This window comes from Mesorhizobium sp. L103C131B0, assembly GCF_000502275.1.
In the GTDB taxonomy this organism is placed as follows: Bacteria; Pseudomonadota; Alphaproteobacteria; order Rhizobiales; family Rhizobiaceae; genus Mesorhizobium.
The window spans coordinates 92,566-117,165 of the sequence record NZ_AYXC01000002.1; the positions used below are offsets into that span (position 1 = coordinate 92,566).

The following is a 24,600-nucleotide window of genomic DNA, read 5'->3' on the forward strand; positions in this document are numbered from 1 at the left end:
GAAGGGGGAGGGAGCGAGTGCCCCGCCGCCAGTGGCGGAACGCGCTTCGGCGTGGCTGCTATTTCTGCTTCAGCCGGCGTGAAAAACGCATCCATTTGTCCTCGACCGGCCGCGGCTGCGTAAGGATGGTGGTGAGCTCGCGCGGAAGGTTCGGAACAAGCGGCCTCTTGGTGGCGACGCCGTCGGCGATCGCGACCACGCTGTGGTAGAATTCCTCGCCCGAGGCCGAGCGTGGCGCCACCGCCTCATGCATGATGCTGATCACCGTGACATCGGGACAGTTGTCCTTGATGGCCTGGTGGAAGGCGATCTTGCCATCCGGATCGAGCGCGCCGGTCGCTTCGTCGAGGAACAGCAGTCCCGGTTGCTGCAGCACGATGCGGGCCACCACCAGCTTCTGCTTCTGGCCGCCGGACAGCAGCTGGTCCCAGATCTTTCCCTCGCGGCTTTCATCGGCCATGTGTTCGATGAAATCGCCAAGGCCGGCCTTGTGCAGGGCTGCCGCGACCTGCGCATCGCCATAGTCGTCCTCGGAGCCGGGCAGGCACACCAGCTGCTTCAGCGACACCTGCTGCAGCTTGACCTCCTGGGCGGCATAGAAGCTCCTCACACCGTCAGGGAAGACGATGGTGCCGCGGCCATAAGGCCACAAGCCGTTGATCGCCTTGATCAGCGAAGTCTTGCCGCAGCCGGATTCGCCCTTGAGGAATGCCCACTCGCCGCGCCGAAAGCGCAGATTGGCTGCGCTCAGGAACGGCGTGGCGTCTTCACCCTGATGCGCCAGTTCAAGCTTCTGGATGGTCAGGCCGAAGACCGGGTTCTGGCTGGCATAGTGGAAATCGGAACGGCCGGTCTGGCTGTAGAATTCCTGCGGCTGTTGGACGTTTTCAATGGCGTGCGCCAATTCAATGACGCGCTGGCTGTTGGCCCGCAAGGTGGCGAGACTCGGCATGACATGGATGAACCAGGAACATTTGCTGATCAGCGCGTTGACCTGCTCGGAACCGGTTATGTAGCCCTTGAGGTCGACGCCGTTGTGGATGAACGGCACCAGACCAGGTCCGTAGGCGACAACTTTGGCCCCGACGAAATTATAGACCGATTCGAATCCCGCATAGAGGGTGTTGACGATGTTGAGCTTCGACCAGGTGGTATCGATATCCAGATAGAGCCGTCCATGTATCGTCTTTTGCACGTCTTCGCCTTGCGACGCCGACACATGGAAACTGCGGCGCAACAAGGTGATCAGCTCGCTGCGATAGGTGCCTTCGGCCTTCTGCATCCTGACATTGAGCCACTCCAGCATTCCGCCGAGTTTGATCGCGATCCAGGTATTGACGGGCACATAGATGGCAACCGCCAGCAGAGCGAGGACGGCGCTGCCATAGCTGCCGAGGGCATCCAGGCCTTTTACCTCCACGGAATTCGCCAGCAAAGCGCCGCCGACAAAATAAAGTGAGGTGAAGACGCCGAAGACACCTTGGGCAAGCCCGATGGCGCCGCCCGCCATGTCTTTGATCGATTCCTGCAAGCGCTGATCGATGTTGTCGGGCGCAGCCACATCTGGCGAGCCATTCTGAGCGTGGTAGTGCGTATGGTTGGTATCGAGCAGCGCCGCATTGAAACGCGCGTTCAACCAGGCGCGCCATTTGCGATGCAATGTCGCCGATACAAATTTGCAGGCGCCTATGATTCCCATGTCCTTGAACACGACCAGCAGCACAAGCAGGCCGGCATTGGTAAGCACCGATTCAAGGGGCGTGGTATTCGCGGCGTCGTGAAAAAAAGCGATTGAGGCTGCCAGTTCGCCCGCCAACACGGTAAACCAGACGTCGGCCTTGCTCGACAGGGCTATGATGAGTGCGAGGACGACGGTAAGAGCCCAGGCCTCTCTCCACCGGTCCGAGAACCAGTAGGCCCGCATCAGTCCCCAGAAGGTCCGCATCGATGATACTGGCGTCAGGGGCGACGGCCCGGCGGGGGCGTCGCGGTTCCAAAGTGCCGATATTGAACGTCGCGGTCTGTCGACCCGAATCACAATCCCGCCCAAACCTTTTTTAGTTTTGTTACGGATAGTAACACCAATTGATCATTTTCTATGAATTTTATGCCGGCGAATGTGAGGCAGCCCACCCCCGTTGCCATGAGGCAACAGTTGGTGCTGCGAGACCGCCGTCTTTGGGCCGAATTTGTCCTTTGTTTCAATGTGTTGCGAGAACGCTCAGATGTGCGAAAATATTCCCTGAGGGAAGGCTCATACACGGCTTTGTGACCAAAAGGCCTGCCCGTCGGCCGGTTTTCCCACCGCGCGCTAACCGGATCGCCCGAAAAATTGCCGTCCGTGATCGCCCCAGGTCGCCCGAATCATTTCACCGGCCATCACGGTTGGGCACGCAAGATCGTCGCTCCTGTAAAGCGACTGTTCATGAGGGGGCACGCGCTTTTTAGCTGCAGCTCAACACCGTTTGACAATCAAGCGCACTGGAATGAACCTTGCCGGGCACTGTCGGCACCGATGCATGTCCGGTCCCCAACAAGGAAGCTCCCCAATGCTTGCACGCGCAGCCGTTCCCGCAATGGTGACGCTCTTTGCCTGGCTGCCTCTTGCGCATGCCGTCAGCCAGACCATTCCGGCAAGCGCCGAAGGGCAAATCGAGTTCAATGCTCCGTCCGGCAACATCGGCTGCATCTACACGCCGAAGGGCGGCACCAGCACCTACGAACCACAGGATGGCGGTCCGGAACTGAGCTGTTCGCGCGTCGAGCCCAGCTACGTCACCGTGATCCTTGGGCCGAACGGCCCGGCGACATTGATCAAGAATCCGGGAGAGCAGGGCTGCTGCAGCGATGTCGCGAAGCTGGCCTATGGCAACAGCTGGAGCAAAGGGCCGTTTACCTGCCAGTCGTCAACCAAGGGACTGACCTGCACGGGCAGCAACGGGCATGGCTTCTTCCTCAGCAAAGCCAAGGTGACGGTGAAATAACTTCGGTCAGCCGGCCTTTTCCAGCTCGCCCTTGGCCTTTGCGGCCGCGACTTGGCGGATGGCATCAGTCAGCGTGTCGGCGTCCTGCGCGCCCATGACGGCGTATTTGCCTTCGAGCAGGAAGCACGGCACGCCAGTGATCCCCATCCGCGATGCCGTGGCGATTTCTGTGCGCACCTCCTCGACGTCGGCATCGGTCGGCAGGAGCGTTTCGACCACGGCAGCGTCCATGCCGGCCTCGCGGGCGGCATCGATCAGCACGGCGTGGTCGCCAATATTGCCGCCTTTCTCGAAATACAGTTGGAACAGCCGGCGCACGAGCCGGTTCTGCACGGCTTCACCGGCGGCACCGGCCCAGCGGATGACACGATGCGCGTCCAGCGTGTTGGCGGCGACCTTGATGGCGTCGAAAGCGAAATCGATGCCTTCGGCTTCGCCGAGCGGCTCTACGCGGGCATGCATCTGACGGATGCGCTCGTCGCTGCCGAATTTGGCCAGCATGTATTCGCGCCGGTCCTTGCCCTCGGGCGGGATGGTCGGGTCGAGCTGGAACGGCCGCCAGCGCACATGAACCTCAACGTCGCCGGCAGCGGCAATCGCTTTATCCAGCCGCTTCTGGCCGACGAAGCACCAGGGGCAGACGACGTCGGAAACCACGTCGACGGTAATGGAATTGTCATCGCTCATCTTGATCTCCTGCAGCCGAACGTTTCAGCGAGACCGATCTCGGCCACGCTCAGTTCGGCTTGCGCCACCAGGTCGGCCATTGATAACCGAATATGGGCGTCTTTTTGGGATGGTCCAGGTAATTCCAGTAAGCGAGCCATTGCTGCGCGTTGTACTGCATCGGCACCATGTAATTGCCGGAGATCAGCAATCGGTCGAGCACGCGCACGGCGGCGACATAGTCTTCCTTGGTCCGTGCTCTCAGCATCGCGTCGATCGCCGCGTCGACCGCCGGATCGGCGACGCCGGCCAGATTGAATGAACCTTCTCTTTTGGCCTCTGAAGAACCCCAGCGAAGGTTCTGCTCCATACCGGGAGACAGCGAGTTGCTGAACCCGCTCGACCCGACAAGAACCTCAAAGTCGAAACGCTGCTTGCGCGACTGGATCTGGTCGGCCTCGAGGCTGCGGATGGTCACCGCGATGCCGATCTTTTCCAGCGAGCGCTGATAGATGGCGGCAAAGCGTTCCTCGTCCTGCGACGCCGTCAGGATCTCGAAACCGAACGGGTTTCCCTTGGGATCCAGCAGGACGCCGTCCCTAACGGCGTAGCCCTGGCTCTTCAGCAGGTCGAACGCCAGCTTCAGTACCTTGCGGTCCTGGCCGGTGCCGTCATTCACCGGCGGGCGCCAGCTGCCGTCCATGACATCGGCCGGCACGCGGCCGGGGTAGGGCGCCAGCAGCGCCTTTTCCCTGTCGCTGGCGGGATGGCCGAGCGCGGAAAGTTCGGAATTCTGCCAGTAGCTCATCGTGCGCGTGTACTTGCCGCCGAACAGGTTCTTGTTGGCCCATTCGAAGTCGTAGAGCATGCCGAGCGCGCGCCGCACCTCCGGATTGGAAAACTTCTCCAGCCGCGTGTTGAACAGGAACCCGGTCACCACGGGCGGTATGCCGGTGTCGAAGGTCTCGGCGATCACCTCGCCGCGATGGAAGGCGGGAAAATCGATATCGCGCTCGCGCTTGACCGGATCGCCCTCATCGTAAATGGCGCAGATGCCTTTCTTGAACGCTTCCGTCTTGGCGTTGGCGTTGAGGAAGTACTCGATGGTGATCTGATCGTAATTGTCGAAGCCGCGCTTGGAAGGGATGTCCTTGCCCCAGTAATTTGGATTGCGCTTGAAGACGATGCGCTGTCCCGGCTGCACCTTGTCGATGGTATAGGGACCGCTGCCGATCACCGGCTTCAACGTCGTCTTGTCGAAGGTATCCTTGTTGAAGGCGTGCTTTGGGATGATCGGCGTCAGCGCGATGATCAAGGGGGTCTCGCGATTGGCCTTGTCGTTGAAGGTGAAGCGCACGCTGTGATCGCCGGTCTTTTCGAGCTTGGCGATCAGGCTCATGCGGTCCCTGTAGGGCGGGCGGCCCTTGTCGGTGAAGACATCGTAGGTGAAAAGCACGTCATCCGGCGTCACCGGCTCGCCATCGGACCACTTTGCATTTGGGTTGAGATGGAACTCGATCCACTTGCGCTCGGGATCCATATCGGCCGTGTCTGCGAGCAGGCCATAGAGGCTGAAGGCCTCGTCGTAGTTGCGCATCATCAACGGCTCGAAGACGAGATTGCCGAAAATGAGGTCCTGCATGCCGCGCGCCGTGGTGCGCAGGCTCTTCAGGATGAACGGGTTCAGATTGTCGAAGCTGCCGACGACGCAGTAAGTGATGTTGCCGCCCTTGGGCGCATCGGGATTGACGTAGTCGAAATGCTGGTAGTCGGCTGGCAGCGCCGGCTCGCCCTGCATGGCGATGGCATGTTTCGGTTCCGACATCGCCACGCCGGGTGCAAAGGCGAAGAACGAAATTGCGGCGATCAGCCAAACAAGAATGCGGCCCATGACCGTCTCCTTACTGGGCGGCTTGATGATTCGGAGTGCACCCTAACATGGCGCCGCGGCGCTCCGGCCAGATACATCAACCCAAATCGCACGACCCAAATTGCGAGGCCAAGAATTGCAGGCGGCGGGCTGGATTCGGCTGCTCATGCAGTGTAACACGCGCTCCGAAGTCATTCTGTTGCCTCAATTCGGCAACAGGTAGCAGGACCACACGGCGCGAAGAAGCCGGTCCCGGGATCATTTGAGAGGAAATGCACGACATGACGAGCCTGAACAGCAACGCATACCGCCTTTCGGTCCTGGCCGCGGGCGTGGTCGGCTTTCTGGGCGCCGGACTTCCCACCGCTTCGGCACAGCAACAGATTCCGCAGGGTTGGTTCAAGGCCTGCACCAAGCAGGAAGATGTCGACATCTGCAATGTCCAGAACATCATCACTGCCGGCAACGGCCAGTTCGTCACCGGGGTCAGCCTGATCGAGCTGAAGGGCAAGGTAAACCGCAAGGTCTTCCAGGTCACGGTTCCCCCAGGTCGCCTGGTGCCCCCCGGCATCGCCCTGCAAATAGACGCCGGCAAGGCGACGAAGCTGGATTATGTCATTTGCTTCGCCGACCGTTGCGTTGCCGAAGTGCCGCTGACCGACGCGCTCGTCGCGTCCTTCAAGAAGGGACAGGCGATCACGCTGACCTCGATCAACTTCCAGAGTCAGCCAAATCCAATCAAGGTTGCCTTGACCGGCTTCAGCGGCGCCTTTGACGGCGCGCCGCTGCAGCAGTCGGACATCGAGGATCGGCAGAAAAAACTTCAGGATTTCGTCGTCAAGAACAACCAGGACTTCGCCAAGAAGCTCAAGGACGAGCAGGCCAAGGCCAAAGCCGCCAACTAATCGCCGGGACAGATACCGGAGCGACAAAAAGAGGGGTCATGCCCCGCTTTTTTGTTGCCGTCACGTCGATGCAAGGTGATGTCAGTGTCTCGACTGGCGTTTTGGCTCATAGCGTCCGTCGGGCCGCTTGTCGAACATCTCGCCGATCTGTGGATGCCGGACCGGTTCGCCCGATTGATCCTCGAGCAGGTTCTGCTCGGAGACATAGGCGATGTATTCGGTTTCCGAATTCTCGGCGAGCAGATGGTAGAACGGCTGGTCCTTGCGCGGCCGCACGTCGGCCGGGATGGCTTCGTACCATTCGTCGGTGTTGGCAAATTGCGGATCGACATCGAAAATGATGCCGCGGAACGGAAACAGCCGATGACGAACCACCTGTCCGATCGAAAATTTGGCCGTTTTCATCATACTCACCACTAAGCCTCTAGAGCGCCCGGCGTCCCCTCGAATGTGCGAAGAGCGCTCTAAGACTTTGAATTTACACACACCGTGGCCAAAAATCGAGCCCGACTTAGGTCTGGGATCAGGCTTTATTTGGCGCAGATGGCGTGTCAGTTCAATGCCGAAGCGCTTGACGCCCGATGAAGCTACGGGCTAGCCCGGTCCCGGGGTTTCGGGCCAGGGCAAAAATGTCTGACATTGTCGGTCTTGTTATTCCGTTCTTCGGGCTGATTTTCATCGGCTTTCTGGTCGCGCGCATAACCAGGCAGCCGCTGGAAGCGCTTGGCTGGATGAACACCTTCATCGTCTATGTCGCGCTTCCTGCCCTGTTCTTCCAATTGCTGGCCCGCACGCCGTTCGAACAGTTGACCGAATGGCGCTTCATCTTCGGCTCGGTATTTTCCACCTACACGATCTTCTCGATCATGTTCGTATGGTCGGTGACGGCGTCGCGCGGCGAGATCGCCCAGTCGACGATCAAGGCGCTGGCCGCGGCCTACGGCAATATCGGCTATATGGGGCCGGGGCTGGCGCTGCTCGCCTTCGGCGAACAAGCGGCGGTCCCCGTTGCGCTGATCTTCTGCTTCGAAAATATCATGCATTTCGCCATCGCGCCGATGATGATGGCGCTGTCGGGCGACGACAAGACATCGCCGTGGCGGCTCATCCTCGGCGTAGTCAGGAAAATCGTCCTGCACCCGTTCATCATCGCGACCGCGCTTGGCGTCGGCGCCGCCTATCTCGGCTTTCACCCACCGCAGCCGGTCGATCGCCTGCTCGAATATCTGTCTCGGGCGGCCGCCCCTTGCGCCCTGTTTGCCATGGGCGTGACGCTTGCGCTCCGGCCCCTCAACCGCGTGCCGCATGAGTTGGCGTCGATCGCGGCGCTGAAGCTGATCCTGCATCCATCGCTCTGCTACGTCGTGCTGAGCTGGATCGGGAACTTTTCCGAAATCTGGGTTTTTTCAGCCGTGCTTTTGGCGGCATTACCGACCGCAACCAACGTCTTCGTCATCGCCCAGCAATATGGCGTCTGGGTGCAACGCGCGTCGGCCAGCGTGCTGATCACCACCTGCCTCTCGGTGCTGACGGTGACCGGGCTGCTCTACATGATCCGCCACGGCATCTTACCGCCGGACCTGTTTCCCTGAACCGCCGGTAAGCGCCGCAAAGCCGCTGCCCGGCCTCAAGCCTTCGCGCATGAAAAAGGCGCGCAGCGGCGCGAAACTGCCGAGCACATTGAGGCCGGCGCTGCGTGCCATCTGCGCCGGCAACATGTCCGACAGCAACGACATGTTAAGCAGGTTGACCGCGCCCGAACGCGCCAGAATGTCGGGACGGCGCCTGGAATCATAGACGGCCAAAGCCCTTGCGGCGCCAGGGTCGCCGCGATTTTCGCGTGCGATTCCAATCAGATCCTCGACGTCCCTGATGCCGAGGTTTAGACCTTGGGCCCCGATCGGCGGGAACACATGTGCAGCCTCGCCGACCAGCGCCACACGGTTTTGCGCGAAGCGCCCCGGTGATGCCGCTGAAAGCGGGTAAATTTGTCGGCCGGGCTCGACCGACACCCGGCCCAGCATCGACTGCATCTGCTGCTCGACACGCTCGGAAAGCGTCGCGTCATCGAGTGCGGCGAGGTCCTTCGCCGCCTCCGGTTTCACCACCCAGACGAGGCTGGAGCGGTTGCCGGGCAGCGGCACCTGGGTGAACGGCCCGGTCTCTGTGTGGAACTCGGTCGAGGTGAAGCCGTGTTCGCTGCGATGGCCAAAATTCAGCACCAGCGCCGCTTGGCGGTAGGATCGCACCGAGGCCACTATGCCTGCCGCCTCGCGCGCCGGCGACAGGCGCCCATCGGCAGCGACCGCAAGCGCGGCCGAGACTTCGCGACCATCAGTCAAGACGGCATGCGCCTGATCGGCGTCCAGACGCCAACTCTCGACCATCGACGTCAGCCATTCGATGCCGGGATGGGCCGCGACGGACTTGGCCAGCGTCGGGTTCAGCGCACTATTGGGCAGGTTGAGCCCGAACTGCTCCTCGCCGATCTCCATGGCGCGAAAAGTCACCACCGGGCTGCGGATCAGCCGGCTGGTCGCATCAACGATGCGCATGACCTTCAGCGGCGCGGCCTTCGGCGCAAGTTCGGCCAGCACGCCCAGCCGATCGAGAACCTTGAGAGCAGGGTTCATCAGCGCCGTGGTCCGGCCATCGGGCCCGCCTGCTTCGGGTCCGACCAGGGTTACCGGAAAGCCCGCCTCGGCGAAACCGAGCGCCGCGATCAGTCCGGCAGGGCCGCTGCCGGCTACCAGTATCCGTGCTGTCTCGCGATGATCCAAATTGGACTTCCAGTTTGCGATGCAGGTGTCTACCCATGGATATAGGTCAGACCATGCGGCTTGATCAACGCGGCGATTAGGCTCATTCGGTTGTCATGACCGGCCAGCAGGACGATTTCAGCCATCTCGACCGCGCCGGCCGCGCCACGGCAAGCCTGGCCCGCAGCCCCCGCCTGACGGTCAACATCGCCATCGCCGGCGGCATTCTGCTCGCCTGGTTCATTCTCGGCGCCATGGCGATCCGCGGCGCCGAAGCCCGGCTCCCCGGCGTACCAGGCGATGTGGTCCTGCGATATCTGCCGCAACTGCCGCTGCCGGATGTCCTCGACCGCTTCTTCGGCATGTGCCTGACGCCCGCACCACTTGATGCCGGCGGCGCACCGGTTCTGGCGCTGATCGTGATGTGGTTTTTGATGGCCGTGGCGACGATGCTGCCGTCGGCGGCGCCGATGATCCGTACCTATTGTGAAATCGCCGACACCGCCCGCATCAAGGGCGAGCCGGTGGCCCATCCGCTGGTCCTGGCTGCCGGCTACCTCTCGACATGGCTTGTCGCCTCTATCGGCTTCGCGGTGCTGACGTTGCTCGTCCACGCATTTACGTCCTCCGCTCGATTGCTCGATCCGGTGAGCGGCCTTGCCGCGGCGGCCGCGCTGCTGGTTGCCGGCCTCTACCAGTTCAGCAGCCTCAAGCAGGCCTGCCTGACAAAATGCCGGAACCCGTTCTCGACACTGTTTTCCAACTGGAGCGCGGAGCCGGGTGGCATCTTCCGGCTAGGGCTGAAGCAGGGCCTGTGGTGCCTCGGCTGCTGCTGGGCGCTGATGCTGGTGATGTTTGCCGTCGGCGCGATGAACGTGTTCTGGATGGCGCTGATCGGCCTGTTCACCTTGATCGAAAAACAGACCACCGGCAGCCTTCCAACCCGAGTGGCCGGTGCGATACTGCTTGTCTGGGTAGTCGCCCTGCTAGTAGTCTCGGCATGACGGGGGAGAATTCCATGGCAGAGCAAGGCTGGGCAATGAAAGGAGAGCTCGTACTCTCCTGCAATTGCACGGTTTTTTGTCCTTGCGTGCTGTCGCTTGGCAGCCATCCGCCGACGGAGGGTTATTGTCAGACCTGGGCGGGCTTCCGCATCGACGCAGGCCATTTCGGCGAGGTCGACCTGTCCGGCCTCAATCTCGGTCTGGTCATGGAAATCCCCGGCTTTATGAGCCGCGGCAACTGGACCGCAGGCCTGTTCATCGACAAGCGCGCCTCCGTCTACGCGGTGAAAGCGCTGACCAGGATCTTCACCGGGAAGGCCGGCGGAACAACCTCGCTGTTGTCGATCCTTGTCGGCAAGTTCCTCGGTGTCGAGCAGGTGCCGATCACCTACGAGACGCGTGACAAGACCCGTATTTTCCAGATACCGAAGATCATCGACGGGGCGGTCACACCGATTCCCGGCAAGGATCGCGAGAAGGATACCGTGATCGGCAACTCGGAATACTGGATCGCGCCGGAGATCATCGTGGCCAGGTCCGACAAAAGCAAGATGCGGGCGTTCGGCCACAACTGGAACTTTGCCGGCCGCTCGGCCGAAATCTGCAAACTGGATTGGCGGGGCCCGTGAGCAAGAACACAACCGCCAGGAATGCCGCCAAAAAGATCACCGACCGGATACCCAGGCCGAAGAAAAAGGTCACCTGGCCGCAGGCGCGGGCATTCTCGGTGCATCTGTTGACCGCGTCTGGCTCGTTCCTGGCCTTCCTGTCTCTGGTGGCGGCAAGCGAGCAACGCTGGACGGCGATGTTCTGGTGGCTGGGGCTGGCGCTGTTCGTCGACGGCATAGACGGGCCGATCGCGCGCAAGCTTGAGGTCAAGGAGATCCTGCCGACCTGGTCGGGCGAACTCCTCGACAACATCATCGACTATGTCACCTATGTGCTGATCCCCGCCTTCGCGCTCTACCAGCGCGGCTTCATGGGCGAAGGGCTGTCTTTCCTGTCGGCGGCCATCATCGTGGTGTCCAGCGCCATCTATTATGCCGACACCGGAATGAAGACGAAGGAGAACTTCTTCAAAGGCTTTCCGGTGGTCTGGAACATGGTCGTGTTCACGCTGTTCGTCATCGAGCCGGGACAGTGGGTGTCCTTCGGCGTCGTCGTGGCGGCCGGCATCCTCACCTTCGTGCCGATCAACTTCATTCATCCCGTGCGGGTGGTGCGGCTGCGGCCAATTAATCTTGGCATGACGCTGCTCTGGTGTGCTTTCGGTGCGCTGGCGCTGGCGCAGGCGGCCCTTGCCGCCTTCTACGACCAGATCGGCGTTTTGGGCGAACAGGTCGGCGTCTTTACCAAGGTCGGCATCACCATCACCGGACTTTACCTCGCCTGCATCGGCGGTATCATGCAGTTCTTCCCCAAACTCGGCGCCAAGCCGGACACTAAGAAAGCCTGACCGCAGGAAAGCCCACAAATGTCCAAAGCAATCCGTATCCACGCCCATGGCGGTCCGGAAGTCCTGACCTATGAAGACGCCGATCCGGGACAACCCGGCGCCGGGCAGATCCTGGTCAGGCACACCGCGATCGGCCTCAATTTCATCGATGTCTATCACCGCATCGGCCTCTATCCGCCGCCCGGCGGCTTCCCGCTGATCCCGGGCGGCGAGGCGGCAGGTGTGGTTCTCGAGGTCGGCGCAGGCATCGACTGGCTGAAGCCGGGCGACCGCATCGCCTATGCCGTCAATGTCGGTGCCTATGCCGAACAGCGCATTGTCGCCGCCGACCGCGTGGTCAAGGTACCGGACCGCATCAGCGACGAACAGGCCGCCGGCATGATGCTTAAAGGCATGACGGCGGAGTATCTGTTGCGCCGGACCTTCAAGGTGAAGGCAGGCGACACCATCCTGTTTCATGCCGCCGCCGGCGGCGTCGGGCTGATCCTGGGACAATGGGCAAAACATCTCGGCGGCACCGTCATCGGCACGGCAAGCTCAACCGACAAGATCGAGCTCGCCAAGGCGCATGGCTTCGACCATGTCATCAACTACAAGGAGCAGGATTTCGTCGCCGGCGTCGCCGCCATCACCGGCGGCAAGAAATGTGACGTCGTCTACGATTCGGTCGGCAACGACACATTCCCGGCCTCGCTCGACTGTCTGAAGCCGCTCGGCATGTTCGTCTCTTTCGGTCAGTCCTCTGGACCGATCCCGTCATTTTCGATGTCGCTGCTGGCGCAGAAGGGCTCGCTGTTCGCTACCAGGCCGACGCTGTTCGTCTACAACGCCAAGCGTGAAGACCTCGAAATCTCCGCCGCGGCATTGTTCGATGTGGTGTTGAGCGGTGCGGTCGAGATCAAGATCAACCAGCGCTATGCGCTGAAGGACGCCGGCAAGGCGCAAGCCGATCTCGAAGGGCGCAAGACCACGGGTACGACAATACTGATCCCCTGACGGAGGTTTGCCTTCCTTTCAGTGCTTTGCCGCGGCGCCCAGGCACTGTTTGCACGAAAAACCGGTCGGTCGGTTTGTTGTGCGAAACGGGCCTATCTTTACCCCTTGAGTTTCCGCTGAAATTCTTGAAGCTCTTTCAAGGTGGGTGCTGCTTTCGCACGAGAGCGGCCAGCGCATACGATGTTGGCGGGAACACAGAACATATCCGGAAACCGGATGGGAGGCACTGTGAGTGCAGATCATGATGGAGCGAACCTGCTTGAGGTTCGTGGCCTGACCAAGATATTCGGCACGCTGACTGCGTGCGATCATATCGACCTCAACATCGCCAAGGGCGAGATCCACGCGCTGCTTGGCGAAAACGGCGCCGGCAAGTCGACGCTGGTCAAGATGCTGTTCGGTTCGCTGGAGCCCAATTCCGGCGAGATATTCTGGAACGGCGAAGCGGTGCGGATCACCAGTCCGGGCATGGCGAAGAAGCTCGGCATCGGCATGGTGTTTCAGCACTTTTCGCTGTTCGAGGCGCTGACCGCGGCCGAGAATATCGCTCTGTCTCTGGATGACGGCTCACCGATCAGCTCGATCGCGGCCAAGGCGAGGGCGCTTTCCTTCAGCTATGGCCTGCCGCTCGATCCGGACTCGCTGGTCGGCGATCTCTCGGTCGGCGAACGCCAGCGCATCGAGATCATCCGCTGCCTGTTGCAGACGCCGCAGCTCATCATCCTCGACGAGCCGACCTCGGTGCTGACGCCGCAGGAAGCCGACAAGCTGTTCGAAACGCTTGAGCGCCTGCGCTCGGAGGGCAAATCCATCCTCTACATTTCGCACCGGCTGGAAGAGGTCAAACGCATCTGCGACCGCGCCACCGTGCTGCGTCACGGCAAGGTCGTCGGCCATTGCAACCCGCGCGAGGAAACGGCTTCGTCGCTGGCCCGCATGATGGTCGGCAACGAGGTGAAGGCCGTGGTGCGCGCACCGGCCGAAGGCATCGAGGCCGCGCAGCCGCTGCTCGAAATCCGCGCCCTCAGCCGCAAGCCGGCAACCCCGTTTTCGATCCCGCTGAAGAATATCAACCTCACTGTGCGCGCCGGCGAGGTGATCGGCATTGCCGGTGTCGCCGGCAACGGCCAGGGCGAGTTCTTCGAATCCGTCTCCGGCGAGGTGCTGCAGCAGGACGCCGCATCCGTGCGCATCCGCGGCAAGGATGCCGGCTCGCTCTCGATCACAGGCCGGCGGCTGATGGGCGCTGCCTTCGTGCCGGAAGAACGCCTCGGCCATGGCGCGGCGCCACGCATGAAGCTTTCGGAAAATCTGCTTCTGTCGCGGCACGCCACCGACGGCAAGGTTTTTGTCGGCGCCGGCGGCACGGTCAAAAGCGGTGCGGTCTATGCCGCCTCCCAGCGCATCATCGTGGCGATGGACGTGCGCAAGAGCGCGCCCGATCCGGAAGCCGCGGCCCTGTCGGGCGGCAATCTGCAGAAATTCATCGTCGGCCGCGAACTCGACCGCAGCCCTGCCGTCATGGTCGTCAACCAGCCGACCTGGGGCGTCGACGCCGGTGCCGCCGCCCACATCCGCCAGGCGCTGATCGAACTGGCGCGCAGCGGCTCGGCGGTTCTGGTCATCAGCCAGGACCTCGATGAGCTGTTCGAGATTTCGGACGCGATCGCGGTCATGCACAATGGCGAATTGTCGAAACCGCTGCCGATCGCCGAGGCAACTTTCGAAAAGATCGGCCTGTTGATGGGCGGCGCCGAGCCCGGCCACGCCGAACATGGTCTGGAGACGGCATGATGCGCCTCGAACTCGTCAAACGCCCGCAGCGCTCGATGCTGTTTTCCGCGCTGTCGCCCTTCATCGCCTTCGCCCTGACGATCATCGCCGGCGCGGTTCTGTTCGCGTTGCTCGGCGTCAACCCGCTGAGCGCATTCGAGATCTATTTCATCGAGCCGATCAGCCAGGTCTGGCAGTTGCATGAACTGGCGATCAAGGCCGCACCTTTGATCCTGATCGCGGTCGGCCTGTCGGTCTGTTACAAGGCCAACATCTGGAACATCGGCGCTGAGGGACAGTTCATCCTCGGCGGCATTTTCGGCTCGGCCATTCCGGTGCTGTTTCCCGGGTTCGAAGGCCCGCTTGTGCTGCCGCTGATGCTGTTGTTCGGCATGGTCGGCGGCGCCGCCTATGCGGCAATCCCTGCTCTCCTAAAGACGCGCTTCGGCACCAACGAAATCCTGACCAGCCTGATGCTGGTCTACGTCGCCCAGCTTTTCCTCGACTGGCTGGTGCGCGGCCCCTGGCGCGATCCGCAGGGCCATGGTTTTCCGCAGACGATCCAGTTCAACGACTCGGCGGTCCTGCCGGAACTGATGCCGGACGCCGGCCGTGCCAATTGGGGTTTTGTCTTCGCGCTTGTTGCAGCCGTGCTGATCTGGGTGCTGATGAGCCGCCTGCTCAAGGGTTTTGAGGTCCGCGTGCTCGGCTCCAGCCCGAGGGCAGGGCGCTTCGCCGGCTTCGGCCTCAACCGCATGGTCTTCTTCGCCTTCCTGCTGTCAGGCGCGCTGGCCGGGCTTGCCGGCATTTCGGAAGTCTCCGGCGCCATCGGCCAGCTGCAACCGGTGATCTCGCCCGGCTACGGCTTCACAGCGATCATTGTGGCGTTCCTCGGCCGGCTCAATCCGCTCGGCATCGTCGCCGCCGGCCTGGTGCTGGCGCTGACTTATCTCGGCGGCGAGGCGGTGCAAAGCGCGCTCGGCATTTCCGACAAGGTGGCGCGTGTGTTCCAGGGCATGCTTTTGTTCTTCGTGCTCGGTTGCGACACGCTCATCCATTACCGCATTCGCCTGGTCGGCATGGCGCTGACGAAAAGCGCGGCGAAGCTTGAAGCCGCGCCGAAGTTGAAGGAAGCCCGCTGATGGACATCGCCGTCAACATCCTTTTGACCATCGCCACGGCGGCAACGCCGCTTTTAATAGCGGCAATCGGCGAACTCGTGGTCGAGCGCTCCGGCGTGCTCAACCTCGGCGTCGAAGGCATGATGATCATGGGCGCCGTCGGCGGCTTCGGCGCCGGCTATCTCACGGGATCGCCCTGGATCGGCCTGTTGGCGGCAATCGCCATGGGTGCCGTGTTCTCGCTGCTGTTTGCGGTGATGACGCTGTCGCTCGCCACCAACCAGGTGGCGACCGGCCTGTCGTTGACGCTGCTTGGCCTCGGCCTGTCCGGCATGATGGGGACCAGCTTCGTCGGCCAGCCGGGCGAGCGGCTGCCAAACCTCTACGTTCCGGTGCTCACCGACATTCCCGTCGTCGGCAGGCTGTTGTTCGGCCAGGACCCAATCTTCTACATCTCGATCGCGCTGACGGCGGCCGTCATGTGGTTCCTGTTCAAGACCCGCACCGGCCTCACCCTGCGCTCGATCGGAGACAGCCACACATCGGCACATGCGCTCGGCATCAAAGTCATCCGCTACCGCTATCTCGCGGTCATCTTCGGCGGCGCCTGCGCCGGCCTTGCGGGCGGCCACCTGTCGCTGGTCTACACGCCGCAATGGGTAGAGAACATGAGCGCGGGCCGCGGCTGGATCGCGCTGGCGCTGGTCGTCTTCGCCTCCTGGCGTCCGTGGCGCGTGCTGGCCGGCGCCTACATCTTCGGCGCGGTGTGGATCGGCCAGCTTCATGCACAGGCATTTGGCATTCCGGTGCCTTCGCAGCTGCTTTCTTCTCTGCCCTATCTGGCAACCGTGGTGGTTCTCGTTCTAATCTCGCGCAACAAGCGTCTGACGATGATGAACACGCCGGCTTCCTTGGGGCAGCCATTCGTTCCGGATCGTTGACAACAAAAACAAACGGGAAGCTCCAAGGCTAAACTCAGAGAGGTAACACAATGAAAAAACTGCTTATCGCGTTGATGACCACGACCGCCGCCATGTCACTGGCGGCGTCGGCGCAGGCCGCCGACAAGTTGAAGGCATGCTGGGTCTACACCGGCCCGATCGGCGATTTCGGCTATTCCTACCAGCACGACCAGGGCCGCGTCGAGGTGGAGAAGGCGCTCGGCGACAAGGTCGAAACCGCCTATCTCGAGAACGTCTCGGAAGGTCCCGATGCCGACCGCGCTTTCGAGCGTCTGGCGCGCGAAGGCTGCAAGATCATCTTCGGCACCTCTTTCGGCTTCATGGACCCGGAAGTGAAGGTCGCCAAGAAGTTCCCCAAAGTGATGTTCGAGCACGCCACCGGCTACAAGACCGCTGACAATCTCGGCATCTACAATGCGCGCTTCTATGAAGGCCGCTACGTGCTCGGCCAGATCGCCGCCAAGGAATCGAAGGCAGGGGTCGCCGGCTATATCGTTTCTTTCCCGATCCCCGAAGTGGTGATGGGCATCAACTCCTTCATGCTCGGCGCGCAGTCGGTCAACCCGAACTTCAAGGCCAAGATCGTCTGGGTGAACTCCTGGTTCGATCCGGGCAAGGAAGCCGACGCGGCCAAGGCGCTGTTCGACCAGGGCGCCGACATCATCGTCCAGCACACGGATTCCACTGCGGCACTGCAGGTGGCGGAAGAGCGCAAGCTGCACGGCTTCGGCCAGTCCTCCGACATGATCAAGTTCGCGCCGAACGCGCAGCTCACCTCGCTGACGGACGAATGGGCGCCGTACTACATCAGCCGCGTTCAGGCGGCGCTCGACGGCACCTGGAAGCCGGACAATGTCTGGCTCGGCATCAAGGACGGCGCAGTCAAGCTGGCGCCCTTCACCAACATGCCGGACGATGTGAAGGCGATGGCCGAGGCAACCGCCAAGAAAATCGCAGATGGCTGGAACCCCTTCACCGGACCGGTCGCCAAGCAGGACGGCACGCCGTGGCTCAAGGACGGCGAAGTCGCCGACGACGGCACGCTGCTCGGCATGAATTTCTATGTGAAGGGCGTCGACGACAAGTTGCCGCAGTAAGTATCGGAAAGGCAAAAGAGAAGGGGCGCCGCGCGGCGCCCTTTTTCATTTCGCGGCTGCACGCCTCGACTGCGAAACCGCGCCGAGCGCTGTGCCAAAAATCCGAGGGCGCCGGGAGGCGCCCTTTTTGGTAATTTTCTAAACCGCCGAGCCGTAAAGGTCGTAGGCGTCGGCGCGGTAGATCTTGACCGTGACGATGTCGCCTTGGCGCAGCGGGCGGCGCGACTGGATATGCACCGAACCGTCGATCTCGGGCGCGTCGTATTTTGTCCGGCCCTTGGCAGACGTGCCATGCGCCTCGTCGATCAGCACCGGCAGGCGCTTGCCGACCTTCTTGGCCAGCTGCGTCGCCGAGATCTTCTGCTGGCGCTGCATGAAGCGATGCCAGCGCGCTTCCTTGATCTCCTGCGGCACCTGTTCGAGGCCGAGATCGTTGGAGCGGGCGCCGCGGACCGGCTCGTATTTAAAGCAGCCGGCGCGATCGATCCTGGCCTCGTCCAGCCAGTCGAGCAGCATCTCGAAATCCTCGTCGGTCTCGCCGGGGAAACCGACGATGAATGTCGAGCGTATCGCCAGATCCGGGCACACCTCGCGCCAGCCGCGAATGCGCTCCAGCGTCTTTTCGCCATGGGCTGGACGGCGCATGTTCTTCAGCACCTGCGGCGAGGCGTGCTGGAAGGGGATGTCCAGATAGGGAAGGATTTTTCCATCCGCCATCAGCGGGATGACATCGGCGACATGCGGGTAGGGGTAGACATAGTGCATGCGTACCCAGATGCCGAGCTTGCCGAGCTCCTCCGACAGGTCGAGGAATTTCGCCCGCACTTCGCGGTCGCCGAACATCGACGTCTGGTACTTGATGTCGATGCCGTAGGCGCTGGTGTCCTGCGAGATGACCAGCAGTTCCTTGACGCCGGCCTTGGCCAGCTTCTCGGCCTCGCGCAGCACATCGGCCGCCGGGCGCGAGACGAGGTCGCCGCGCAGCGCCGGAATGATGCAGAAGGTGCAGCGGTTGTTGCAGCCTTCGGAAATCTTGAGATAGGCGTAGTGGCGCGGCGTCAGCTTGACGCCTTGCGGCGGCAGAAGGTCGATATACGGATCGTGGCTGGGCGGCGCCGCCTCATGCACCGCGGCCATCACGCTCTCATAGGCCTGCGGGCCGGTGATGGCGAGGACGTTGGGGTGCTTCTCTCGTATGACGTCCGGCTCGGCGCCGAGGCAGCCGGTGACGATCACCCGGCCGTTTTCCGAAAGCGCCGAACCAATGGCGTTGAGCGATTCGTCGCGGGCCGAATCGAGAAAGCCGCAGGTGTTGACGACGACCAGGTCCGCGCCGTCATGCTTGCGCGCGATCTCATAGCCTTCGGCGCGCAGGCGCGTGATGATGCGCTCGGAATCCACAAGCGCCTTCGGGCATCCAAGGCTGACGAAACTGACGCGAGGCGCAGACATGAGAAAACATTCCGGGTTTTTTCGGGATCGGCGGCCAGTACCACACTTATTGCGGCATTGGTATGGGCAGCGGCTGCGGCGAACGCGACCACTGCCTCCGGCAGATACCCGTACTATACAGAAGCTGTAGGACCGGCAGCGTCAGCTCACCACAGGACTGACATGCGGCCAGACCTCGACAAGGCCGCGATAGACCATATCGATCGCGACGTAGAGAATGATCAGCAGGCCGACATAGGCGATCCAGCGGTGGCGATGCAGCAGCTTGGCAATGAAGCTCGCGGCCAAGCCCATCAAGGCAATCGACAGCACCAGGCCTATGACAAGCACGGGAAAATGATCGCGCGCCGCACCGGCGACCGCCAGCACATTGTCCAGCGACATCGAAACATCGGCGACGACGATCTGCAGGGCCGCCTGGCCGAGCGTCTTGCGCGGCGCCTTGCCGCCCACCGTTCTGTCGCTGTTGAGGTCGGAATCGGACAGCGCCTCGGTCGCCTCGAACTCGTCGGCATGCGACGTCCGCAGCTCGCGCCACATCTTCCAGCACACCCACAACAAAAGGATGCCGCCGGCCAGCAGCAGGCCGACAATGGCAAGAAGCTTGACGGTGACGGCGGCAAACAGGATGCGCAGCACAGTCGCCGCCAAAACGCCGATCAGGATGGCTTTCTTGCGCTGCTCGACCGGCAGGCCGGCGGCGGCAAGGCCGATGACGATGGCATTGTCGCCGGCAAGCACCAGATCGATGGCGATGACCTGGAGGAGGGCCGTCATGCTTGCAGCGCTGAAAATGTCCATCGACCGGAGCCCCTTGCTGTATCGGCGTGTTCGTCGTCGGATATGCCGACGCCCTAACGTGTATGGTTCCCGCGCGTCAAGAGACTGCCGGCGCAATTCCAGGAAAAGTCCGTAGCGGTTTTCCGTCCGGAATTATGCAAAAACAAAGAGTTAGAGTGGGTCAGCTGCTCCATAAAAAGCTGAACCGCTCTAACGGCCGACGCTGAAAGCCACGGGAATAGGGAAGATCGTTCTGCCAGGGAGAATTCTGGTCGCAGCGAATTCAGTCGTAGAGATTGTACTTCGCCCAGTCGGCTTCCGGAATCTCGTCGCCGATGCGGTAACGGAACTGCAGGACCTCCATATGGTCCGGCGCCGTCTCGCATTTGAACTTCAGCCGGTACCACTGTCCCTTGCTGCGGAAGGCAGCGCCCGGGCTGCGGATGGCATCGGCTTTCATTTCCGGCGTCGCGAAGGCGTAGGCGACGACGCGGTCGGCCTTGTACTTGTGGTCGTCATGGCTGATACGGTCGAGCACTTCGGCGTCGCATCTCTGCTCCAGCCGGGTCTCCGGGTCGAGTTTCAGCAGGCCGGCGCGCAGGGCGGCGTCCATCGCGTGGGCGGGCCAGGCCAGCGTCACCGAGGCCAGCGCCGCAAGGAATAGTTTTTTCATGGGCGGGAGAACGACCATAACTCGCGTGAAAAATCAACCGGAGTGCCATTTTGGGGCAGCCGGATATGCGCGGAAATCGTCGTTGGCCGGGCAGGGTGTCTTGACGCAGCCGCTTTGACACGTCGCCGGCGCCATTCTTAATTGTCCGGGCTGCCATGCACCGATTGCCCATTTCGCCGTCTTTCCGCTTCTCGCGATCGCGGCAGCCACCGCCATGGCCGCAAGGCGATATAGGCAGCGAGGAAGGTTCTCTGTGCAAGGCCGGCCTCGCTGTGCCAGACCTCCCTTATCCCCGCCGCCCTCAATGCCCTTCGTTGGGTGCTGTTGCGTTCCCAGCGCCGGCTGATGCTGCCCGCCCGATAGTATTTGTGGCAGAGCACTTGCGGCACGCGGACAAAGCCGCCGAGCAGCGACAGATGCAGAAGCCAGGTCCAGTCGGCGCTGAATTCGCCTTGGCTGTTGGGCTTGATCCCGCCGCTGCGGTGGAACGCCCAGGCCCTGAATACCCCACGGTTGGGAACCCACCATCCATGCGGCTGGCGCGCCATCACCCGGCCACGCGCAAAACCGTCCTGCAAGCCCTCCAGCAGGTCGAACTTCCACGTGGCACTTTCGCCGCTGACTTCGATCACTTCGACGTCGCTGAACGACAGTACGGCCTCGGGATTGGCATCGAGCGCCCGCACCAGCGCCTCGATATAGTTTGGATCGATGACGTCGTCATGGAAGGCAAAGAACATCAATTCGCCGCTGGCATTGGCCATCAGATCGTTGGAATTCTTCAGCCATCCCAGGTTTTTGTCCCGGCGCAGGATACGGACATCGTCGCGGCCGCCGGCGAAGGCTGAAACGATCTCGAATGTCGCGTCGGTCGAATTGTCCTCGCCGACCAGGATCTCGATATTGTCCCAGGTCTGCGCGGCGAGGCTGTCCAGCGTACGCGAAATGAATGCCGCCGAATTGTAGCATGGCACCAGCGCCGTGACCTTCGGCCGCCAGCCGGATCGAAGCTGGACTTGTTTCTGCGCTACCTGCTTCGCGCCGCCCTGTTCTGTCTCACCCATTCACTCGATCCCGCAGATTTGCCGCGCCAGCCTGTCGGCAAGCCACGGCGCCGTCGAATATTTACCTGTGTCGACCGAGATGTAGTTGCCCAGGCGGTTGACCCCGAATTGGTCGCGGCGATGGATTGTGGCTTTCGGGTCGCTGAGCGAACCACGCCCTTGCGCAAACACGAAGCCGCCGCGTACCTCAAGCTCCTCGGCATCGTCGAACATGCTGGAAACACTGGGCACCAACCGGGCGAGCGTGGCGCGAACGTCGCCGATGAACCGCTGTCGTGCGTCGGCATCGAGCGCTTGTGGCGTTTCGATCGAGAATTCGCCACTCTCCGCAAGCAACCCGCTCGGGTACCAGGAGAGATAGAAGTTGCGCCCGTCATAGTTTTTTATGTCGCCGAACGGGCCAAGGGCGACGACCGCGCACGGCACATCGACAGGCTGCCTGGTGCGGCCGAACAGGCAAAGCCTGTAGCGGTGCGACCATCCGGGAACCGGCTCGATGCCGGCCGTGCGGTCGACAGCCAGCCGCCCCTCCCAAAGGCAATTGACGACGATGTCGAACGCCTCACTTTTTTCGCTTGCGACCGCCACGCGCCATTTCCCGTCAATTCCGTCCACCGGCTGTGCCGACAGGACTTTGGACGCCATCCGCAAGCTGATATTGGGTTCACCCCGAAGCGCCGCGCAAAGCCGGTCGGCAACCCATCGCGTGTTGACGGATCGCTCCGGCACCTGGAAGCCCCCGACGATCTGGTCCGAGTTGGTGACATCGGCCAATTCAGTTTTGGAAAGCCGATTCGATCGCGCCGCCGATACGTCGGCAAGGTAGCTGGTGGCGTCAGCGTGGCTGCGCACCAATACATCCACACGTTCAAAGATCGCCCCCAGCGCCTCGGCAGCGACGATCGAGTTGCGATGGACCAGATAAAGGTCTTCCGAAAAGGTCGTGTGCGCTTCCAGATTGCTTCCGATCAGCTCGGAAACAAGCCTGCCGAAACACAGTCCTCCCGAAAGCAGATGCCGGGCGGTCAGCAGCGAGGGATCGTTCCCGTAGAGATAGCCGAGGTGAATCTTGCCCTCGGTCCAACGGCTGGCGCAGGCCATCGGCTCGCTCTCCTTGTCGAAGAGGGACACCGCGTAGCCTCTGCGGGCCATCATGAGAGCGAGGCTGGCGCCCATGATGCCGGCGCCGAGAATAGCCATTCTGCCGCGAGGCGCTGTCATGTCCTGGCGCGCATCGCGGCCTCTCCTTTCCCGATGAGTGTCATCAGGGGTTCGATACGTAGTTTTCAGGGTCGTATTCGGTATCGCAGAAAACCAGCAAAGACGGGTTCTCGCCTTCATAGGTCTGCAGCGCCCACACCGGGGCATCGACCAGCACCGCGCGGTTCGATGCGGTGAGCGTCAGCCGTTCGATCTGTTCCTGATAGCGAAATTCGATGCCGATCTCGCCCGACAGCTGCATCATCAATTGCCGGCCCGAGCCGTGTGCATGTCCGCCCCGCGACGTGCCGCGCGGCGCGGTGACGACGAACGCCCGCACGGCCTGGAAATTGTAACCGCTGAACTCGATAGCGGTCAGCATTCCCCTGGGATCGCAATGTAACGAAGTGGGGATCTCGGTGACCTTGCCGCCAAAGAACGTTCGATGCTGCATAACGTAAGCCCGCCAGATGCCGGTCGAAATTTACCTCAGACTAGCGCTTATATCAAAAGACAGAGAATACAACCACTTAGGCGGTGTTTTGGGACACAGCAGCGGATCGATGTCGAGCTCGGCCTCAGGCCGATACGGTGCCGACTACCGAAGGTCGCCGCGCCGTCACGACTTCTGAGTCGCGGCCGAAACCACGGCTTAAGACCTTGGTCCGAGCGGTCTAGGACCTTTGAGTTCGGAAGGCCGGCCGGTCCCAACGAGGGTGATCTACTTCAGCAATTTCAAAGAGTTATGCTGGTTGGCGTTTCGCCGGCCGGCCGCTTCGTTCTCGCAATGAAAGCACAGCTATATCCAAGTTTACCCTTTGTGTTAGCGATTCCTCATGTTGCCCGCTATAGCGGTTAGTGGCGGTGGCAATCTCGGAGGTAGTTATGACATCCCGAAAGACCCTTTTTGCTGCATTTGCGGTGTTCTCGCTTCTGGTGTCGCCGGCCCTGGCTGCTGCTGGTGGCAACGGCCATGGTAACGGCCATGGCAATGGTAACGGTAACGGCAATGGCAATGGCAATGGCAATAGCGGAGGAAACGGTAATGCTGGCGGCAATGGCGGAGGCGGCGGTTCGCTCGGCAAGTCGGCATCCGCCAAGGGCCAGGTCGCCAAGGCCGCTACCGGTTCAGTGTCCAAGGAAAAGAATATCCATGCCAAGCTGGGCCGATTGAACTCACTGCAGCGCAACGCCAACGCCTTTATGCACTCCAAGAGCAAGAACTTCGCTGGCGTGCAGGCTTTTGTGACACAGTCGGCAATAGCCAAGAACGCTCAATCGGCGCTCGATGCCGCTAATCAGGCGGTTGCCGACGCCAAAGCGGCGCTCGACGCGCTGAATGCGAAAGCGGCTGACCCGAATACCCCGCCCGAAGATGTCCCGACGCACGCCGACCTCGATGCAGCACAGGCAGCGCTCGATGACGCCACCCAGGATGCGGCCGCTGCTCAGACCGCCGCCACAGCTGCCGCTGCCAACGTCCCATCGATCGATGCAGCCCTTGCCCAAATGGCCAACAAGCCCGTTGACCCTGAGGTGACAGATTGGGCCAATAGCGTACTTGCCGACAAGATCGACCAAGTAGCCGCCAAGCTGGCGCCGGCCGCGCCTTAAGGCCCCATGCGGCGGCAGCGATCCAATCGACGATAAGCCGTCGGGTCCGCCCGGCGGCTGCACCTTTCTCGCCTATCTGCAGCGTTGGTCCCAATGCAGGTCCGAGATTCTGGTCATGGCTATTTTGCGAAATCTCCAGCCGGGCCGCCGTCCTCAAGGCTGAATTCATGCGTGCTTCGCGCATCTTCATCGACCACACGAAACCAATGCTCCTGAAGCGCTCT

General features: G+C 61.8%; 23 protein-coding genes. 12 read left to right on the forward strand and 11 right to left on the reverse strand.

All coding sequences use genetic code 11. From position 1 onward, the window contains the following. Positions 1 to 58: 58 nt before the first annotated feature. Complete coding sequence (locus X730_RS160715; RefSeq protein ID WP_023825564.1) at positions 59 to 1,945, reverse strand: ABC transporter ATP-binding protein/permease; 1,887 nt, start codon at positions 1,943 to 1,945, stop codon at positions 59 to 61. A 604-nt stretch (positions 1,946 to 2,549) separates the two neighbouring features. On the opposite strand from X730_RS160715, the gene X730_RS160710 reads away from it, so the two are divergent. Continuing rightward, on the forward strand, positions 2,550 to 2,984 hold the full coding sequence (locus X730_RS160710) for a hypothetical protein (RefSeq protein WP_023682515.1): 435 nt from the start codon (positions 2,550 to 2,552) through the stop codon (positions 2,982 to 2,984). Positions 2,985 to 2,990: 6 nt separating this feature from the next. Here the strand turns inward: X730_RS160710 and X730_RS160705 are convergent, their stop codons facing one another. Then, positions 2,991 to 3,671: a DsbA family protein gene (locus tag X730_RS160705; RefSeq protein WP_023688489.1), complete on the reverse strand. Its 681-nt coding sequence runs from the start codon at positions 3,669 to 3,671 to the stop codon at positions 2,991 to 2,993. A gap of 49 nt (positions 3,672 to 3,720) precedes the next feature. Beyond that, complete coding sequence (locus tag X730_RS160700) at positions 3,721 to 5,541, reverse strand: extracellular solute-binding protein (RefSeq protein ID WP_023688488.1); 1,821 nt, start codon at positions 5,539 to 5,541, stop codon at positions 3,721 to 3,723. Positions 5,542 to 5,801: 260 nt separating this feature from the next. Between X730_RS160700 and X730_RS160695 the strand changes: the two genes are divergently transcribed. Next, positions 5,802 to 6,425, forward strand: a complete 624-nt coding sequence (locus tag X730_RS160695) for an invasion associated locus B family protein (protein WP_023668972.1) — start codon at positions 5,802 to 5,804, stop codon at positions 6,423 to 6,425. Positions 6,426 to 6,506: 81 nt separating this feature from the next. On the opposite strand, the gene hspQ is transcribed toward X730_RS160695, so the two are convergent. Beyond that, positions 6,507 to 6,830 carry a heat shock protein HspQ gene (hspQ, locus tag X730_RS160690; RefSeq protein ID WP_023668971.1) on the reverse strand — a complete coding sequence of 108 codons (324 nt, stop codon included), beginning with the start codon at positions 6,828 to 6,830 and terminating at the stop codon, positions 6,507 to 6,509. Between the two features lie 224 nt (positions 6,831 to 7,054). On the opposite strand from hspQ, the gene X730_RS160685 reads away from it, so the two are divergent. Further along, positions 7,055 to 8,017, forward strand: a complete 963-nt coding sequence (locus X730_RS160685; RefSeq protein WP_023730586.1) for an AEC family transporter — start codon at positions 7,055 to 7,057, stop codon at positions 8,015 to 8,017. Here the strand turns inward: X730_RS160685 and X730_RS160680 are convergent. After that, positions 7,994 to 9,205 carry a UbiH/UbiF family hydroxylase gene (locus tag X730_RS160680; protein WP_023825565.1) on the reverse strand — a complete coding sequence of 404 codons (1,212 nt, stop codon included), beginning with the start codon at positions 9,203 to 9,205 and terminating at the stop codon, positions 7,994 to 7,996. The two genes, X730_RS160685 and X730_RS160680, sit on opposite strands and share 24 nt — an antisense overlap. A gap of 95 nt (positions 9,206 to 9,300) precedes the next feature. On the opposite strand from X730_RS160680, the gene X730_RS160675 reads away from it, so the two are divergent. The 8 genes from X730_RS160675 to X730_RS160640 all read left to right on the forward strand — a co-directional run bounded on the left by X730_RS160675 (position 9,301) and on the right by X730_RS160640 (position 17,593). After that, positions 9,301 to 10,188, forward strand: coding sequence for a DUF2182 domain-containing protein (locus X730_RS160675; protein ID WP_023691318.1), 888 nt, complete (start codon positions 9,301 to 9,303; stop codon positions 10,186 to 10,188). Between the two features lie 14 nt (positions 10,189 to 10,202). Beyond that, positions 10,203 to 10,817 carry a DUF1326 domain-containing protein gene (locus tag X730_RS160670; RefSeq protein ID WP_023691317.1) on the forward strand — a complete coding sequence of 205 codons (615 nt, stop codon included), beginning with the start codon at positions 10,203 to 10,205 and terminating at the stop codon, positions 10,815 to 10,817. After that, a complete protein-coding gene (gene pcsA / locus X730_RS160665) occupies positions 10,814 to 11,644 on the forward strand; it encodes a phosphatidylcholine synthase (protein ID WP_023682522.1) in 831 nt (276 codons plus the stop codon). Before X730_RS160670 ends, pcsA begins: the two co-directional genes overlap by 4 nt. Positions 11,645 to 11,662: 18 nt before the next feature. Next, positions 11,663 to 12,640 carry a quinone oxidoreductase gene (locus X730_RS160660; RefSeq protein ID WP_023807406.1) on the forward strand — a complete coding sequence of 326 codons (978 nt, stop codon included), beginning with the start codon at positions 11,663 to 11,665 and terminating at the stop codon, positions 12,638 to 12,640. Positions 12,641 to 12,856: 216 nt separating this feature from the next. Further along, on the forward strand, positions 12,857 to 14,434 hold the full coding sequence (locus tag X730_RS160655) for an ABC transporter ATP-binding protein (RefSeq protein ID WP_023825566.1): 1,578 nt from the start codon (positions 12,857 to 12,859) through the stop codon (positions 14,432 to 14,434). Next, positions 14,431 to 15,555: an ABC transporter permease gene (locus X730_RS160650; protein WP_031193354.1), complete on the forward strand. Its 1,125-nt coding sequence runs from the start codon at positions 14,431 to 14,433 to the stop codon at positions 15,553 to 15,555. The genes X730_RS160655 and X730_RS160650 overlap by 4 nt, the downstream gene beginning before the upstream one ends. Continuing rightward, positions 15,555 to 16,475 carry an ABC transporter permease gene (locus X730_RS160645; protein WP_023668962.1) on the forward strand — a complete coding sequence of 307 codons (921 nt, stop codon included), beginning with the start codon at positions 15,555 to 15,557 and terminating at the stop codon, positions 16,473 to 16,475. The genes X730_RS160650 and X730_RS160645 overlap by 1 nt, the downstream gene beginning before the upstream one ends. 50 nt (positions 16,476 to 16,525) lie before the next feature. Then, on the forward strand, positions 16,526 to 17,593 hold the full coding sequence (locus X730_RS160640; protein WP_023825567.1) for a BMP family ABC transporter substrate-binding protein: 1,068 nt from the start codon (positions 16,526 to 16,528) through the stop codon (positions 17,591 to 17,593). A 138-nt stretch (positions 17,594 to 17,731) separates the two neighbouring features. Here the strand turns inward: X730_RS160640 and rimO are convergent, their stop codons facing one another. The 6 genes from rimO to X730_RS1000000165155 all read right to left on the reverse strand — a co-directional run bounded on the left by rimO (position 17,732) and on the right by X730_RS1000000165155 (position 23,216). Further along, the gene (rimO, locus tag X730_RS160635; RefSeq protein ID WP_023825568.1) at positions 17,732 to 19,045 is read right to left on the reverse strand and encodes a 30S ribosomal protein S12 methylthiotransferase RimO; all 1,314 of its coding nucleotides are present in this window, start codon (positions 19,043 to 19,045) and stop codon (positions 17,732 to 17,734) included. A 141-nt stretch (positions 19,046 to 19,186) separates the two neighbouring features. Further along, positions 19,187 to 19,846, reverse strand: coding sequence for a TerC family protein (locus tag X730_RS160630; RefSeq protein ID WP_023682529.1), 660 nt, complete (start codon positions 19,844 to 19,846; stop codon positions 19,187 to 19,189). A gap of 262 nt (positions 19,847 to 20,108) precedes the next feature. Next, complete coding sequence (locus X730_RS160625; RefSeq protein WP_032889884.1) at positions 20,109 to 20,516, reverse strand: DUF930 domain-containing protein; 408 nt, start codon at positions 20,514 to 20,516, stop codon at positions 20,109 to 20,111. 119 nt (positions 20,517 to 20,635) lie between these two features. Then, the gene (locus X730_RS160620) at positions 20,636 to 21,562 is read right to left on the reverse strand and encodes a glycosyltransferase family 2 protein (RefSeq protein ID WP_023682531.1); all 927 of its coding nucleotides are present in this window, start codon (positions 21,560 to 21,562) and stop codon (positions 20,636 to 20,638) included. Beyond that, positions 21,563 to 22,783, reverse strand: coding sequence for an FAD-dependent oxidoreductase (locus X730_RS160615; RefSeq protein WP_196814791.1), 1,221 nt, complete (start codon positions 22,781 to 22,783; stop codon positions 21,563 to 21,565). A gap of 43 nt (positions 22,784 to 22,826) precedes the next feature. Further along, a complete protein-coding gene (locus X730_RS1000000165155) occupies positions 22,827 to 23,216 on the reverse strand; it encodes an FdtA/QdtA family cupin domain-containing protein (protein WP_023696117.1) in 390 nt (129 codons plus the stop codon). 431 nt (positions 23,217 to 23,647) lie between these two features. Between X730_RS1000000165155 and X730_RS160610 the strand changes: the two genes are divergently transcribed. Then, entirely contained in the window at positions 23,648 to 24,376 is a 729-nt protein-coding gene (locus X730_RS160610) for a hypothetical protein (protein ID WP_023825570.1), read from the forward strand. Positions 24,377 to 24,600 lie beyond the last annotated feature (224 nt).

Coding starts and splice junctions, on each gene's coding strand:
- X730_RS160625 (WP_032889884.1), bottom strand. CDS start 20,516: ATGGTCGTTCTCCCGCCCATGAAAAAACTATTCCTTGCGGCGCTGGCC.
- X730_RS160685 (WP_023730586.1), top strand. CDS start 7,055: ATGTCTGACATTGTCGGTCTTGTTATTCCGTTCTTCGGGCTGATTTTC.
- X730_RS160610 (WP_023825570.1), top strand. CDS start 23,648: ATGACATCCCGAAAGACCCTTTTTGCTGCATTTGCGGTGTTCTCGCTT.
- X730_RS160650 (WP_031193354.1), top strand. CDS start 14,431: ATGATGCGCCTCGAACTCGTCAAACGCCCGCAGCGCTCGATGCTGTTT.
- X730_RS160645 (WP_023668962.1), top strand. CDS start 15,555: ATGGACATCGCCGTCAACATCCTTTTGACCATCGCCACGGCGGCAACG.
- X730_RS160675 (WP_023691318.1), top strand. CDS start 9,301: ATGACCGGCCAGCAGGACGATTTCAGCCATCTCGACCGCGCCGGCCGC.
- X730_RS160715 (WP_023825564.1), bottom strand. CDS start 1,945: ATGCGGACCTTCTGGGGACTGATGCGGGCCTACTGGTTCTCGGACCGG.
- X730_RS160660 (WP_023807406.1), top strand. CDS start 11,663: ATGTCCAAAGCAATCCGTATCCACGCCCATGGCGGTCCGGAAGTCCTG.
- X730_RS160620 (WP_023682531.1), bottom strand. CDS start 21,562: ATGGGTGAGACAGAACAGGGCGGCGCGAAGCAGGTAGCGCAGAAACAA.
- X730_RS1000000165155 (WP_023696117.1), bottom strand. CDS start 23,216: ATGCAGCATCGAACGTTCTTTGGCGGCAAGGTCACCGAGATCCCCACT.
- X730_RS160705 (WP_023688489.1), bottom strand. CDS start 3,671: ATGAGCGATGACAATTCCATTACCGTCGACGTGGTTTCCGACGTCGTC.
- X730_RS160640 (WP_023825567.1), top strand. CDS start 16,526: ATGAAAAAACTGCTTATCGCGTTGATGACCACGACCGCCGCCATGTCA.
- X730_RS160630 (WP_023682529.1), bottom strand. CDS start 19,846: ATGGACATTTTCAGCGCTGCAAGCATGACGGCCCTCCTCCAGGTCATC.
- hspQ (WP_023668971.1), bottom strand. CDS start 6,830: ATGAAAACGGCCAAATTTTCGATCGGACAGGTGGTTCGTCATCGGCTG.
- X730_RS160655 (WP_023825566.1), top strand. CDS start 12,857: ATGGGAGGCACTGTGAGTGCAGATCATGATGGAGCGAACCTGCTTGAG.
- X730_RS160670 (WP_023691317.1), top strand. CDS start 10,203: ATGGCAGAGCAAGGCTGGGCAATGAAAGGAGAGCTCGTACTCTCCTGC.
- X730_RS160710 (WP_023682515.1), top strand. CDS start 2,550: ATGCTTGCACGCGCAGCCGTTCCCGCAATGGTGACGCTCTTTGCCTGG.
- X730_RS160615 (WP_196814791.1), bottom strand. CDS start 22,783: ATGACAGCGCCTCGCGGCAGAATGGCTATTCTCGGCGCCGGCATCATG.
- rimO (WP_023825568.1), bottom strand. CDS start 19,045: ATGTCTGCGCCTCGCGTCAGTTTCGTCAGCCTTGGATGCCCGAAGGCG.
- X730_RS160700 (WP_023688488.1), bottom strand. CDS start 5,541: ATGGGCCGCATTCTTGTTTGGCTGATCGCCGCAATTTCGTTCTTCGCC.
- X730_RS160695 (WP_023668972.1), top strand. CDS start 5,802: ATGACGAGCCTGAACAGCAACGCATACCGCCTTTCGGTCCTGGCCGCG.